This is a genomic window from Bradyrhizobium sp. URHA0013 (genome assembly GCF_000518345.1).
GTDB lineage: Bacteria > Pseudomonadota > Alphaproteobacteria > Rhizobiales > Xanthobacteraceae > Bradyrhizobium.
In genome coordinates, this window is sequence record NZ_KI912427.1 from 198,981 (window position 1) to 213,127 (window position 14,147).

At 64.1% G+C, this 14,147-nt stretch carries 10 protein-coding genes, 1 tRNA gene and 1 pseudogene; 6 read left to right on the forward strand and 6 right to left on the reverse strand.

The window, feature by feature from the left end; all coding sequences use genetic code 11:
• The first annotated feature begins 4 nt into the window (after window positions 1–4).
• Entirely contained in the window at window positions 5–484 is a 480-nt protein-coding gene (locus N551_RS0130320) for a DUF3775 domain-containing protein (protein ID WP_027515358.1), read from the forward strand.
• Between the two features lie 12 nt (window positions 485–496).
• Here N551_RS0130320 and N551_RS0130325 read toward each other — a convergent pair whose 3' ends face one another.
• The 3 genes from N551_RS0130325 to N551_RS0130335 form a co-directional block, all read right to left on the reverse strand.
• Window positions 497–1,486, reverse strand: coding sequence for an NADPH:quinone reductase (locus tag N551_RS0130325; protein WP_027570120.1), 990 nt, complete (start codon window positions 1,484–1,486; stop codon window positions 497–499).
• Window positions 1,483–2,265, reverse strand: coding sequence for an SDR family oxidoreductase (locus N551_RS0130330; protein WP_027570121.1), 783 nt, complete (start codon window positions 2,263–2,265; stop codon window positions 1,483–1,485). The genes N551_RS0130325 and N551_RS0130330 overlap by 4 nt, the downstream gene beginning before the upstream one ends.
• Window positions 2,266–2,392: 127 nt before the next feature.
• Window positions 2,393–2,905 carry a CvpA family protein gene (locus N551_RS0130335; protein WP_027515361.1) on the reverse strand — a complete coding sequence of 171 codons (513 nt, stop codon included), beginning with the start codon at window positions 2,903–2,905 and terminating at the stop codon, window positions 2,393–2,395.
• A 139-nt stretch (window positions 2,906–3,044) separates the two neighbouring features.
• Here N551_RS0130335 and N551_RS36420 point away from each other — a divergent pair.
• Window positions 3,045–3,806 (forward strand): annotated as a pseudogene (locus N551_RS36420) (SDR family oxidoreductase).
• A 63-nt stretch (window positions 3,807–3,869) separates the two neighbouring features.
• Here the strand turns inward: N551_RS36420 and N551_RS0130345 are convergent.
• Complete coding sequence (locus N551_RS0130345; RefSeq protein ID WP_027570122.1) at window positions 3,870–5,462, reverse strand: GMC family oxidoreductase; 1,593 nt, start codon at window positions 5,460–5,462, stop codon at window positions 3,870–3,872.
• A 113-nt stretch (window positions 5,463–5,575) separates the two neighbouring features.
• On the reverse strand, window positions 5,576–7,045 hold the full coding sequence (locus N551_RS0130350) for a coniferyl aldehyde dehydrogenase (RefSeq protein ID WP_027570123.1): 1,470 nt from the start codon (window positions 7,043–7,045) through the stop codon (window positions 5,576–5,578).
• 311 nt (window positions 7,046–7,356) lie between these two features.
• Between N551_RS0130350 and N551_RS0130355 the strand changes: the two genes are divergently transcribed.
• Together N551_RS0130355 and N551_RS0130360 are read left to right on the forward strand one after the other, a co-directional pair.
• A tRNA-Met gene (locus tag N551_RS0130355) sits at window positions 7,357–7,433 on the forward strand.
• Window positions 7,434–7,720: 287 nt separating this feature from the next.
• Window positions 7,721–8,620 (forward strand): alpha/beta fold hydrolase, encoded by a 900-nt coding sequence (locus N551_RS0130360; protein WP_027570124.1) that lies wholly within the window; start codon window positions 7,721–7,723, stop codon window positions 8,618–8,620.
• A 143-nt stretch (window positions 8,621–8,763) separates the two neighbouring features.
• Here N551_RS0130360 and N551_RS0130365 read toward each other — a convergent pair whose 3' ends face one another.
• Window positions 8,764–9,255: a hypothetical protein gene (locus N551_RS0130365; RefSeq protein ID WP_027570125.1), complete on the reverse strand. Its 492-nt coding sequence runs from the start codon at window positions 9,253–9,255 to the stop codon at window positions 8,764–8,766.
• Between the two features lie 291 nt (window positions 9,256–9,546).
• Here N551_RS0130365 and N551_RS0130370 point away from each other — a divergent pair, with 291 nt between their 5' ends.
• Together N551_RS0130370 and N551_RS0130375 are read left to right on the forward strand one after the other, a co-directional pair.
• Window positions 9,547–12,600 carry an AAA family ATPase gene (locus tag N551_RS0130370; protein ID WP_027570126.1) on the forward strand — a complete coding sequence of 1,018 codons (3,054 nt, stop codon included), beginning with the start codon at window positions 9,547–9,549 and terminating at the stop codon, window positions 12,598–12,600.
• 313 nt (window positions 12,601–12,913) lie between these two features.
• Complete coding sequence (locus tag N551_RS0130375; protein WP_027570127.1) at window positions 12,914–14,131, forward strand: OpgC domain-containing protein; 1,218 nt, start codon at window positions 12,914–12,916, stop codon at window positions 14,129–14,131.
• The last annotated feature ends 16 nt before the right edge of the window (window positions 14,132–14,147 follow it).

Here is a 14,147-nt window from a genome sequence, read left to right on the forward strand (position 1 = left end):
AGCCATGCCAGAGCTTGCGATTTCCGCGGAGAAGGTCGCCTTCATCATCGAAAAGGCGCGTGAATTCGACGTCAAGCAGGCGGATTCCGATCCGGATTCCGGCTCGAATGCGACGGATGATGACGCGGTCGACGTCCTCGAGGATGACGGCTCCGATCCGGTGGTCAACGAACTCGGAAGTTTCATCGTGGCCATGAACGAGGACGAGCAGATCGATCTCGTTGCGCTGACCTGGCTCGGCCGCGGCGACGGCACGATCGACGACTGGGACGATCTGCGCGCACGCGCGGTGGAGGCGCGCGCCGAGTATCGCAGTCCCCGGCGCGAGACGGCGCATTATCTCCTCGGTGAGCCGATGCTGGGCGATCTGCTCGCCGACGGGCTCGACGAATTCGGCGTCGACTGGACCGACGGAAACCCAGTCGCCGATTCATCCAGTCCGAGCCAGCGGGACGAAGACGAGCCCACCAAGCAACAGCGGTGATCCTGGCCGATATCAGCGCGCGCAGTCAACGACCACGGTGCCGAGCTTGTCGCCTTTCTCCACGGCGACATGGGCTTGCGCCGTCTCCGACAGCGCAAACTGCGCCGCGACATTGTGGATTCGCGGCCCCGCTGCCAGCCATTTCGAGATGTCGGCCTGCGCCGCCGCCAGCAGCGCCGGCGGCAGCGCGAACAAGACGAGCGAGCGGAGCGTGATGCACTTCTCCATCAGCTCGCGCATTGGCACAGTCGGCGTGCGGTTGCCGTTGGTGGCGTAGACCGCGATTGTCGAATTCATTGCCATCAACTTCAGGGTCGTCGCGATGTTGCCGCCGAAATCGACATCGACCAATTGGTCGACCCCGCGTCCGCCGGTGAAGGCCATCGCCTTGGCAACGACGTCTTCGTCCCTGTAATTGACCACGAGATCGGCACCAGCTTGTCGCGCCTGCTCGCCTTTCATCGCCGAGCTGACGGTCGCGATCACCTGCGCGCCGCCCCATTTCGCGAGTTGCACGGCGTAATGCCCGACTGCACCCGCGCCGCCGGTGACCAGCACGGTCTTGCCGACGATCGGTCCGTCCGCAAATAGCGAGCACCACGCCGTCATAGCGGGAATGCCCAGCGTCGCGCCTTCCGCAAAAGAGAGGTTGTCCGGCAGCGGCGTCACCAGATGCTCGGCAAGCGCGATATGTTCGGCCGCGGTGCCAAAGGCGCGGCCGTTGCGCTGGCCGTTGAACAGCCAGACCCTGTCGCCGATCTTGAACCGCGTCGCGCCATCGCCGGTCTGGTCGATAAACCCCGCGCCATCGCTGTTCGGAATGACGCGCGAAAATTCCTTCGCGCGATAGCTGCCCCCGCGCCGGCCGACATCGGCCGGATTGACGCCGGAGGCTTCCAGGCGAATACGAACTTCGCCTGGACCTGCGACCGGCGTCGCCATCTCACCATAGGTGAGGACGTCCGCCGCCGGTCCTGTCTCCTCGTACCAGACCGCCCTCACAGCGTTCCCGGGAAGGCACCGCCATCGAGCAGAAGGTTCTGACCGGTGATGAAGCCGGCCCTGCTCCCGCACAGGAAGGCGCAGGCGTAGCCGAACTCGTCGGGATCGCCGAAGCGGCCCGCGGGATTGAGCTTGGCGCGCTCGGCCAGAACCTGGTCCGGCGTGATGCCGCGCTTCTCGGATTCCCCCTTCGCGGTGCTGCGCAGGCGATCGGTCTCGAACGGGCCCGGCAGCAGGCCGTTGATGGTGACGTTGTTGATCACGGTCTTGCGCGACAGGCCGGCGATGAAGCCGGTGAGGCCGGCGCGCGCGCCGTTGGAGAGACCGAGAATGTCGATCGGCGCCTTCACCGCGGCCGAGGTGATGTTGACAATGCGGCCGAACTTGCGCGCCATCATGCCGTCCACGGTCGATTTGATCAGCTCGATCGGGGTCAGCATGTTGGCGTCGATCGCCTTGATCCAGTCGTCGCGGGTCCAGTTGCGGAAATCGCCGGGCGGCGGTCCGCCGGCATTGTTGATCAGGATGTCCGGCTCGGGGCAGGCCTTCAGCACGGCCTCGCGGCCCGCCGGGGTCGTGATGTCGCCGACAATCTCGGTAACGGTCACATCAGGATAGGCCTTGCGGATGTCGTCGGCCGTCTTCTTCAGGGCCTCGGCGCCGCGCGCGGTCAGCGTGACGTGAACGCCGGCCTCGGCCAGCGAGATGGCGCAGGCGCGTCCGAGGCCTTTGCTGGATGCGCAGACGATGGCGCGGCGACCTTTGATCCCAAGATCCACTGTTTCACTCCCGTAATGTCATGCAGGTTTTTAGAGCCGCTATTCTAGCCAACCTTGGCGCCGCTGATAAGGGATTGGCCCGCATCAAAATGCATGCGCGCTTGCCCGGCGATGCAAATGCGCCTCATCAGATGCGCCGCTCCTGCTTGAGGCGGTCGATCGCGGAGGCCGCCTCCGGCGGCAGCGACTTGAAGCCCATCCGGCCGGCCGTCGAGAACAGCGGCCGCAGGTGCGAGCCGGCGAGAAACGGCGGCTGGCGGTTGGCCGGCACGATCTGGTCGAACACAAGCACCAAGGTGGTGGCGACGAGGCCGACCCTGATGGCGCCGAGCGCTGCGCCGCCGAGCCGGTCGCCGATGCCGGCCTGCCGTATCGTGTCGCTCAGCGCCAGCCGGCCGAGATATCCAAACAGCATGCCGACCACCACGAAGATACCGAAGAACCAGATCCAGTTCTGCAGCAGCGGCGCGTTCGGATTGCTCGCGACCTGCGGGACGATCAGCGGCATCAGCGCGACGGCGATGGGGGCGGCGAGGAGATAGGCCAGGATCGTCATGGCGCTGCCGAGCAGGCCGGTCCTGAAACCGAAGCCGATCGCGATGGCGAACGCCGCATAGACGGCGAGATCGAAACTGTTCATGCGCGGGAGCCTGCCATGGAACGAGTGAACGCAGAACCGATCATTCCGGTTTCAGATCGTTAAAATCGTCTGTATTGATTGCCAAAAGCTCAGGGATAGCCCCAAGGAAAGCGTCAAGGAAAGCGTCAAGGAAAGCGTCATGTCAGACCTATTCGACGTCAGTCAGGAAACCATCCTCGTCACAGGTGCGAGCCAGGGCTTGGGGCGGCAATTTGCCCGGGTGTTGGCGGCACATGGCGCGGCCGTCGCGCTCGCGGCGCGGCAGACCGACAAGCTGAAAAGCCTAGAAAACGATATCCGCGGCAAAGGCGGCCGTGCCGCCGCCGTCGCACTCGACGTCACCGACACCGCATCGATCGCCAGGGCCGTCGATGCCACGGAAGCCGCGCTCGGCCCGGTCACGGTGCTGATCAACAATGCCGGCATCGCCATCGAAAAGCTCGCGACCGAGCAGACCGAGGCCGATTGGGACGCGGTGATCGGCGCCAATCTCAAGGGCGCCTATTTCCTCGCGACCGAGATCGCGCGCCGCATGATCGCGCGCAAGCAGGCAGGCAACATCGTCAATATCGCCTCCGTGCTCGGCACCGGCGTGCTGAAGGCGCTGTCGCCTTACGCGATCTCCAAGGCCGGCATCATCCAGGCAACCAAGGCGATGGCGCTGGAGCTCGCGGGACAGAACATCCGCATCAACGCGCTGGCACCCGGCTATGTCGACACCGAGATGAACCACGCGTTCTAGTCGACGCCGCCGGGCGAGCGCCTGACCAAACGCATCCCACAGCGCCGCATCGGCGCAGAGTCCGATCTCGACGGCGCGATCCTGCTGCTGGCCTCGAAAGCCTCGCGGTACATGACGGGCAGCGTGGTGACGGTGGACGGCGGGTTCTTGTTGAATTGAGCGCATCGCTGTCGTCCCGGCCTAGTGCGCAATTGCGCACTAGGCCGGGACGACGAGGTAGAGTCACCGCATCTCCGCCCTGATCATATCGGCCGCCTTCTCCCCGATCATGATGGTCGGCGCATTGGTGTTGCCGCCGATCAATGTCGGCATGATCGAGGCATCGACGACGCGCAGGCCTTCGACGCCGTGCACCTTCAGCGCCGGATCGACCACGGCCATGGCGTCGGTGCCCATCTTGCAGGTGCCGACGGGGTGATAGACGGTGTCGACACGCGCGCGCAGGATGGCGCGGATGTCGTCGTCCGTTCTCACATCGGACGTGAACATGTCCTTCTTCTGCAAAGCGCGCATCGCGGGCGTCTCCATCAGCCGTCGCGTGGTCTTGAAGCCCGCGACCATCGTCTCGAGATCCTCAGCCTCGCCCAAGAAATTCGGATCGATCATCGGCGCCGCCAGCGGATCGGCGCTTTTCAGCCAGACGCTGCCACGGCTCTTCGGTCGCAACAGGCAGACGTGGCACGAGAAGCCCGCCTCCTTGTGCTTCTTGCGGCCGTGGTCGTCGAGCATCGCGATGATGAAGTGCAGCTGGATGTCGGGCACATCGAGATCGGCTCGAGTTTTCAGGAAGCCGCCACACTCGGCGAAATTGGTGGTCATCAGTCCGCGCCGGTCCCCGCGATATCGCTGGATGGCGCGGAGCAGGGATGGCAGCCGACCGAGCGATGAGTGGACGAAGTGCGGGTAGTCGGAGGCGTAGACGAACACGAAATCCGGATGATCCTGCAGATTGCGTCCGACGCCCGGCAAATGACGCACGACGTCGATACCGTGCGCGGCAAGCGCATCGCCATCGCCGATGCCCGACAGCATCAGCAATTGCGGCGACTGGAAGGCGCCGGAGGCGAGGATCACCTCGCGGCGGGCGCGCAGCTGCTTTGTCTGCTTGCCCTGTACATATTCGATGCCGACCGCGCGCCCACCTTCGAACAGGATGCGCGTGGCATGCGCCTGCGTCTCGACACGCAGATTGGCGCGCTTGCCCATGTGCGGATTCACATAGGCTCGCGCCGCGCTCCAGCGCTCGCCATTATGCTGCGTCACCTGGTAGCTGCCGAGCCCTTCGTGGTCCTCCGCATTGAAGTCCTCGCGGATGCGGAACTGCGCCTCGCGGGCGGCCTGATGGAAGATTTCGTGGATCGGATTGTCCGAGCGCAGTCTGTTGACATGCAGCGGGCCGCCCTTGCCATGATACGCGCCGTCGAAATCGGCGTTGTTCTCCGAGCGCTTGAAATAGGGCAGCACGTCCGCGTACGACCAGCCGGCATTGCCGAGCGAAGCCCAGTGGTCGTAGTCCCATTTATTGCCGCGGATGTAGACCATGGCATTGATCGCCGAGGACCCGCCGAGCCCCTTGCCGCGCGGTTGATAGCCGATACGGCCGTTCAATCCCTTCTGCGGCACGGTATCGAAGCCCCAGTTCGCGACCTTGTATGGCAAGGCGAGTCCGAACGGTGTGGTGATCCGCCAATTGTCGTTCCGTCCGCCGGCATCGAGCAGCGCCACGGATGTCCCCGCATCCTCCGACAGCCGCCCCGCCACCGCGCAGCCGCCGGAGCCCGCGCCCACGACGACGAAATCGAATGTGTCAGTCAATGTTGGTCCCCCCTGCATTCTTTCTTGCCGTCATTGCGAGCGCAGCGAAGCAATCCAGACTGTCACCGCGGAGGGATTCTGGATTGCTTCGCTGCGCTCGCAATGACGGGTGCTTACGACATGAACCGCATCATCTTCTCCAGCCGCGCGATCTTGCCGCCGTAGGGCGGATAGAGGTCGGCGAGGCGGTTGAATTTCGAGCGATAGAACACCGGCTTCAGCTTGCTGAACGTGCGAAAGCCCCATTCGCCGTGATAGGCGCCGGTGCCGGATGCGCCGACGCCGCCCATCGGCTGGTTGATTTGCGCGAAGTGGAACAGGCAGTCATTGATGGTGACGCCGCCGGAGACGGTGCGCGCCAGCACCTCGTCGCGCGCAACGTGGTCCTTGCCGAACCAGTACAGCGCCAGCGGCCGGTCGCGGGCGTTGACGAAGGCGATGGCGTCGGCCGGTTCGCGATAGCCGAGCACGGGGAGCACGGGTCCAAAAATCTCTTCCTGCATGACCGCCATGTCTGCGGTCGCGCCCGCGATCAGCGTCGGCGGGAATTTGCGGTGCGCCTTCCAGTTGGGATCGTCCGGCTTCGCCGGCTGCAGGATCTTTGCGCCGCGGCTTGCCGCATCCGCGACGAGATTTTCCAGCCGCGCATAATGCCGGTCGGAGATCACGGAGGTGTAGTCCTTGTTCGAGGGATCGGTGCCGAACATGCGCCGCATCTGCGCCCGTATTTTTTCGGCGAAGGCCTGCAACGAGCGCTCCGGCACCAGCACATAGTCGGGCGCGATGCAGGTCTGCCCGGCATTGAGCAGCTTGCCGTAGGCGATGCGCTCTGCGGCTTCTTCGAGGTCGGCCGAGGCGTCGATGATAACAGGCGACTTGCCGCCGAGCTCCAGCGTGACGGGCGTGAGGTTACGCGCAGCCGCCTCCGCCACCAGCCGCCCGACCCGGGTCGAGCCGGTGAACACCAGATGATCGAACGGCAAGCTTGCGAAGGCTTTTGCGATCTCGTACTCGACGCCGGCGACGAGCAGCTCCGCAGCGTCGAACCGCGCGGCGACCGTCTCCCGCAGCAGGCCTGCGAAATGCGGCACGAGTTCGCTCGGCTTGATGATGACGCGGTTGCCGGCGGCGAGCGCGCCGATCGCGGGCGCGAGCGTCAGCTGCAGCGGATAATTCCAGGGCGCGATGATGCCGACGACGCCGAGCGGCTGCGGCATCAGCCGATTGCGCGCGGGCAGGAATTGCAGCGCCGTCGAAACGCGCTGCGGCGCCATCCAGCTCTTGAGGTGCTTCGTGGCATGGCGGATCTCGGAGAACACCATCATGGTCTCGGCGATGGTGGTCTCGACCGCGCAGCGGTGGCCGAAATCCGCCGAGATCGCCTGCCGGAAGCGCTCCTCGTTGTCCGCGACCACGGCGCGCAGCCGCGCCAGCCGGTCGAGCCGCTCGGCAATGCCTGGCGCCGGCTCGGCCCGCGACCGCGCGACCATGGCATGGAAGGTGTCTTCGAGGGCTCGAAGCGGGGCGCTTGTCGGGGGGCAGTCCAAGGGGCGATCTGAGGGACGTTCCAAGGCGTGGTCCATGGCGTTCTCCCCTTGAAGTGGCGTTTCCGCCTGGTTTTGTGGCCGCAAGCTGGCCCCTTGTGGAACTTCTGGCAAGGGCGGGCCAAACAGGCGGCAAATTCGTCCACCGCGCTGTCATAAAGTCGAAAAAAACGTCCCCGCAGCCCTTTCCAAAGGCAGCCCGGGTTGGTACATACCGCCCGCACCCAACGGGCTTTGCCCGGGGTTGCCTTCCAAGGAAGCCTTCGGGACGGACGAAGCAAGCCACGCGAACAGCGCCGGCCCTTCATTCACCGTCCCCGGCACTTTCACGAAGGCAAGGCAACGGTTAACGCGGGGTGGAGCAGCCCGGTAGCTCGTCAGGCTCATAACCTGAAGGTCATAGGTTCAAATCCTATCCCCGCAACCAAGTTCGGACCTTACCGGTCCCGATCCGAAAATGGCCCGCATAACGCGGGCCATTTTTGTTTTGGGGCGTCCTCGAGCATGCATGTCCTGCTTTGGCTGAGCCTTGGTTCGTTCGGACCATGCCGAAGCACGTCCCGCCGCCGTCGGTGGAGGTCCCGAGCGCAAGCGCGATCCGTCCAGAGCATGCCGTCCGGGAAGGAACCCGGGATGGCGCCGGGCGTCAACACGAGTCACCGGCGCGTCCGGTGCTCACTTGTTGGCTTGCCGTCGTTCGGAAGGAGAGGGCCAATGCAGTTCGAAGATTTCGAGGCCGCCGATGTTCGGGCGGATGAGACACGAATCTTCACCCGTCGCGCCGGTTCGGGGCCGGCCGTTCTCCTGTTGCACGGATTTCCGCAGACGCATCTGATGTGGCGCGACGTTGCGCCGGTGCTCGCGCAAAACTTCACCGTGGTCTGCGCCGATCTTCGCGGATACGGCCAAAGCGATTGTCCTCCCTCCAGTCCGGACCATGCGCCCTATGCAAAACGAGCAATGGCAAAGGACATGGTGTCCGTCATGACGAAACTCGGCTTCGACCGTTTTTCGGTCGCGGGCCATGATCGCGGTGGCCGTGTCGCCTATCGGCTCGCGCTTGATCACCGCGAACGCGTGCAGCGGCTTGCCGTCCTGGACATCGTTCCGATCGCCGATGCCTGGGAGCGCGCCGACAAGAACCTGACGGTCGGCTATTGGCCGTGGTCGTTGCTTGCGCAGCCTGAACCTCTTCCCGAGCGGCTGTTGTCGGCAGCCCCCGATGCCATCATCGACAATGCGCTGCATGGCTGGGGGTCTTCAGCTGGCAGCTTCAGTCCGGCCGTGCGGGCAGCCTATATCGACGCGTTGAGCGATGAGGCGCATGTTCATGCGATCTGCGAGGAATATCGTGCGGCCGCGACACTCGATCACGCGCACGATCTGGCGGACCGTCGTTCCGGCCGCCGAATTGACTGCCCTGTGCTCGTGCTCTGGAGCGGTCGCGGCCCTCTGAACGCGTGGTATGCGAGCGAGGGCGGCCCGTTGGGGCTCTGGCGGAGCTGGGCCGATGATTTGGACGGAAAGCCGCTTGATGGCGGGCACTTCTTCCCGGAGGAGCTTCCGCAGCAGACTGGGTACGAGCTGAACCGGTTTTTCGGAAGCGGCGGATAGGACCAGCGGCTTGGCCGTGCTGCTTCCTTCGACAGCTCTTGGCGAGCGCGAGGGCTGCCCCTTGGGGCGGGCGGCAATCGGAAGCAAACATTAAGCCCGCGCTAATGCGCAGGCGTAATGCGTTCGTGCGTACTATCCGAAGCTCAGGGTCTGTGCGGACAAACCATCGTCAGATTGAGCAGCGTGGGCGTCTTGCTGTCTGCCTCGTACTCCCACTCCAGCCGAATCTCATGCCGGTCAGCGTCGCGATCGGCCGGCGCATGCGTGATGATGTTGGTCTTCATGGGAATCGGAGGCTCCGAGTTGAAGCACTTCCGGACACAGGCATCGAGCAACGCGCATCGCGTCAGGGGAATCACGTCCGGCTCGTCCTTCGACAGCGGTGTGGTATTCGGTTGGAACGTGAGATCGACGCGAGCGCGGCCCTTCTCCTTCTGCCAGTGCTTCGCGCTTCCCTGCGGCCACTTGCTCTTCGGCGTCAAAACTAGGTGATATTGGCCGTATTCCAATGTCGGGAGGTGGATATTTTCCGAGGCCTTGAGCTTCTTTACGCTCTTCTTCATGTTCTCCAATGGGTAGTAGTTACCATTCATCAGGTCCTTAAATGGCTTACCCGTATATACTCTCATGCCCATGTATTTTGCCCCTCAATGAGTACTTGGCTTCCCCGGGAAATGTGCAGCTCCGCGAAGCTTGACGACCACAACGCGAGCCTGGCGGCTCGTCATACGCAGCCTGTTTTTCGCGCAGCTTTCGGCAAGCTACCACCTGGGACTGTGAATCGTCCAGATCAGCAACCGGTTCGAGGATGTTTGCCCAAGATGAGCCGCATGCCCCGTTGCTAACCAGGTTTCCATAAGCGATCTTATTGCTTCGTTCGCAGAGGCCGACCGACGATGCCGCTGCAAGGCCTTGAAAGCACGGGAATGCATTGCGCGGCATGTCAGTCGACGATCGACCCTGGCGACAGCCGGTGTCCCAATTGCGGTGCAGGCGTGCAACGTTCCGATCCCGACAGCGAACGACGGTTTGTCACGATTTTACGGGCCGATGTGATTGATTCCACCGGGCTTGTTGCCGAACTGGATCCGGAGGAGGCGGTCTCGCGCCTGGAGCCGGCCCTGGCGTCCATGAGAGGCGCGGTTCGGCAGTTCGGCGGCATCGTCAGCAAGGAGCTGGGCGATGGGCTTGCCGCGGTGTTCGGCGCCCCGATCGCGGATGACAATCATGCCCCGATGGCCTGCCACGCCGCGATCGAGCTCGTCCGCCGCGTCGCAAGCCTGGGTGACCCCGGACTTCAGGTGCGGGTCGGTCTCCACTCTGGCCATGTCGTGGCCTACATGGTCGCCAGCGAGTTCTCCAAGGTTTACGAGATCGGGGGCGCCGCCCAGCATCTGGCCGCGCGGTTGGAGGCGGCGGCAGAGGCGAATCAGATCTACGTCTCGGAGGCCTGTCAAAAGCTCGCCGAGGGACATGTCCGGTTCGAATCATTGGGCGACAAGTCTCTGCGCGGCTTCAATCAGCCCGTGCCGGTCTACCGGATCGTGGGCGCGAGCGACCTGTCGAGCTGGCGGGTACGGCGGGCGCGTAGCGTTTCTCGCTTCGTCGATCGCACGATTGAGCGGGCTCTGCTGGAGCGCACCTCCGGAAACGCCAGGACAACCCGGCAGAGCGTCCTGCTGCTGGGCGATGCGGGTATCGGAAAATCGCGGCTCGCGCACGAGTTTGCCCAGCAGCTGAGAGCGGATGGCTGGCGGTTGATCGATGCGGAATGTAGCCCGAACCTCCAAGGCGCGCCCTTCAGCACGCTCAAGCGGCTCTTGCTCTCGATCCTGGAGGGGACAGCAAGACACCCCGGCAGTCCAAGCGATCCTCGGGACGATCTGCCGGCGATACAACAGTGCGCCCTCGACGCAGTGCTCGACCTACCGATATCGAATCCGTACTGGGACGAGCTGGAGCCTCACGCACGGGGACAAGCGATCGCAGACGCAAGCTGTGCCCTCGTTGGAAGCCTGGCCCATCGCCAGCCAACGGTAGTCTTGCTCGAGGATCTGCACTGGATTGACCGTGCGAGCGATATCGTCGTAGCCGCCGTTGCGTCGCTACAGGCGCCCGGTCTTCTCGTGCTGTTCACCTCCCGGCCGAATGGCATGCCGGTCTGGATCGCGCGCTGTCACGCCGAGATCGTCGCGATGCGGCCCCTCGACGACGATTCGGGGTTGGCCATGCTGGCAGACATGCTTGGCTCCTCGGAGACCAACGCCGATTTGAAGAGCCGGATCATTTCTCATACTGCCAACGTTCCCCTGTTCATCGAGGAGGTCTGCCGCGGGTTGAAGGATAGCGGCACGCTGCGTGGCCAATGGGGCGATCTTGCGCTCGTGCGTCCGATCGACGAACTCGGCATTCCCAGCAGCATCCAGGGCGTGATTGCAGCGCGCCTCGATCGGGTATCGAAGCAAGAACGGTCCATTCTGCAGATCGCCGCCACTTTGGGGCCGAGATCGAACGAAGCCTTGCTTGAAAAAATCGCAGCCCTGTCTCGTGACGTTCTCCAGGGGTGCCTCGCGGCGCTCGATCGCGCTGAGTTGCTTGTCAGGATCGATAGCGAATTGGAGAATTCCCTGGAATTCCGGCATGAGATGGTCCGGCAGGTCACCTATGACTCGATGGTCGAAAAGGTACGCGAAGACATCCATGCGCGCGTTCTTTCGGCCCTGGAGGACAGCGAAGGCAGTGCCGACGATCCCGACAAGCTCTGCTACCACGCCACGCGGGCGAAGGATTGGGACAAGTCGTTCAGCTATGGCAGGGCTTCGGCGAGAAGATGTCTGGCGCGGTCGGCATTTGCCGATGCGGCTGACTATTTCGAGGTAGCCATGAGGTCTTTGGACATGATGCCGGCGAATCCCTTGAGGGAGGCGAGCGCCGTGGATGTTCGTATCGAGGCGCGTGCGGCATTCATTGCGTCTGGCCAGATTGCCGAATGGCTCAACCTCGGCAAGGAGGCTGAGCGTCGCGCCGATGCGATCAACGACATCGGACGGAAGGTGGCGGCCATGACGGTCATGGCGGCTGCACAAAACTTCTACGGCACGCCCATCGAAGCGATCACCCTCGGTGAGCAAGTCGCGCACCTCGCGGAGGAGTGGGGTAATCCTGGATGGCTCAATGCCGCGCACTACGGGCTCGGACAGGTGTATTTTCTTGCCGGGCGCTACCGTGAAGCTGATCGATTTTTCGCCCGGAGCTGCGCTCAGCTGATGGGGCCGGAGCCCAGCGCGCCTTTCGGCTCGACACCGAAATACGCATTGTTGCTCTGCTGCATGATGAGCAGCATTACCCACACCGTCATGGGCGAGCTCGATGCCGCCGAACAACTCCAGCAACAAGCCGCCGCGATCGCGGAGGAGACGGGCCGGCCCTATGACCGCGTCGCCGCCGCCTACAGCGGCGGCTGGCTGAAGCTCGGCCGCGGCGAGCCGGCGGCGGCCGCGGCCATTCTCGAGGATGGTTTTGTCCTGGCGCAGAAGCACGGCATTCGGCTGTTCGTGCCGGTGCTCGCCTGCCATCTCGGCATGGCCTATCTGGAGCAGGGGCGGTTCGACCGGGCGCGCGGCATGCTGACGGAGGCGCGTGAGGAGGCCAAGGCCGTCGGCTATACCTCGGCGGTGCTACGCAGCTCGATCTACCTGGCGCTCGCCACCCACCGGCTCGGCGACGTCCAGACCGCGCAGAACATGCTGCGCGAGGCGCGCAACACCGCGCGGCAACAGGGGTTCTCCGGCCTGGAGGCGGAGGCGCTGTTCGGCGAGGCCGTGGTGACGCCGCCGTCGGATGCGGAGGCCAAGGCGGCGATCCTTGGCGCCCTGCGCGCGACCATCGCGATCGCCGCCGAGAGCGGCGCGCTGCCGCTGCGGCACAAAGCCGAGGCGATGCTCAACGAGATGCAGGCGGCGGGTGACGAGCTCAGCTGACGGTAGCGGCGGCCGGGCTGCCATCGCGGCCGAAATCTGCCCGACGCGTCAAATAAATTCAGCAGGCGTCGCAATGGGTTAGCTACTGTGCATGGGATTGTTTTCGCCCTTTTATCTTGAAGGGCCCTTCATGGCGCGGCGCAGAGGACGGCACGCTGGTGCGGCCCGCTCCGATGACTATGCCCTTGCACGCGCAGCAAGGTCGGCTACCGTCGGCCCTGGCCACACGGCCAGGCGACTTTTGATTTCAATTTTTTAGCATTCGATTTTCCGGCGCCGCGACGGCGCGACGCCCACCGAACGAGGCGGGGCCATGATCACACGGGACCAGTCAGCGCTGCTCGCGCCGGTCGAGCGCGACCTGCGGCTCGATCTCTTCCGCGGCATCGGTCTGTGGATGATCTTCCTCGACCACATCCCGCACGACGTCGTGGCCTGGCTGACCTTGCGCAATTACGGCTTCAGCGACGCCGCCGAATTCTTCGTCTTCATCTCCGGTTATCTGGTCGGCTGGATCTACGGCCCGATCGTCGCGGGCGGCTGGTTTGCCGCCGCGCTGAAGCGGCTGTGGCGGCGCGCGATCGAGATGTATGTCGCCCACATCATGCTGTTCCTGCTGTTCACGGCGCAGATCGCCCGCACTGCGCGCCGCTTCGACAATCCGATGTACGAGCACGAGTTCAACGTGTTCAATTTCCTGTCGCATCCGGACGAGCTGATCGGGCAGGCGATCCTCCTGAAGTACAAGCCGGTCAATCTCGACGTGCTGCCGCTCTACATCACGCTGGTGTTCGCCTCGCCTTTCATCGTGTGGTGCCTGGTGCGGCGGCCGAACCTGACGCTCGCCGCGTCCGTGGTGCTCTACGTGCTGGCGCGCTGGTTCGACTGGAACGTCGCCTCCTATCCGCCCGGCACGCACTGGTACTTCAACCCGTTCTGCTGGCAGCTGATGTTCGTGTTCGCGGCCTGGTGCGGCATCGGCCAGATCGACAAGATCGCGACATGGGTGTGGTCCAAGGCGGCGATGGCGCTGGCCGCGACCTGGCTCGCCTTCGCGCTGCTGATCGTGATGACCTGGCACGTCCCCGTGCTCGAAGCCCTGATCCCGAAATGGATGATCAAGGCGATCTACCCGATCGACAAGACCGACCTCGACATGCTGCGCTTCACGCATTTCCTGGCGCTGGCGATCTGGGTGACGCATCTCATCTCGCGTAAATGGCGGACCCTGCACGGGGCATGGCTGCGCCCTGTGATCCTCTGCGGCCAGCATTCGCTGCCGATCTTCTGCCTCGGCGTCTTCCTGTCGTTCTCGGCGCACTGGATCCTGACGCAATACACCAAGGGGGTCTGGGAGCAGCTCGCGGTCTCCGTCGTCGGCATCGTCATCATGATCGCAGCCGCCTGGCTGCTCGACCGGGCCGGACGGGTGCCGAACCTGTTCGTGAAGGTGACGGAGATCGAGGAGGCCGACACCGTCCTGGAAAGCGCGCCCGCGGACAGGTCTGCCGTGGCGCCCGCGGGTCATTGAGGTTCGCCGGCCTGTA

Coding starts and splice junctions, on each gene's coding strand:
- N551_RS0130370 (WP_027570126.1), top strand. CDS start 9,547: ATGCATTGCGCGGCATGTCAGTCGACGATCGACCCTGGCGACAGCCGG.
- N551_RS0130350 (WP_027570123.1), bottom strand. CDS start 7,045: ATGGACCACGCCTTGGAACGTCCCTCAGATCGCCCCTTGGACTGCCCC.
- N551_RS0130320 (WP_027515358.1), top strand. CDS start 5: ATGCCAGAGCTTGCGATTTCCGCGGAGAAGGTCGCCTTCATCATCGAA.
- N551_RS0130365 (WP_027570125.1), bottom strand. CDS start 9,255: ATGGGCATGAGAGTATATACGGGTAAGCCATTTAAGGACCTGATGAAT.
- N551_RS0130335 (WP_027515361.1), bottom strand. CDS start 2,905: ATGAACAGTTTCGATCTCGCCGTCTATGCGGCGTTCGCCATCGCGATC.
- N551_RS0130375 (WP_027570127.1), top strand. CDS start 12,914: ATGATCACACGGGACCAGTCAGCGCTGCTCGCGCCGGTCGAGCGCGAC.
- N551_RS0130360 (WP_027570124.1), top strand. CDS start 7,721: ATGCAGTTCGAAGATTTCGAGGCCGCCGATGTTCGGGCGGATGAGACA.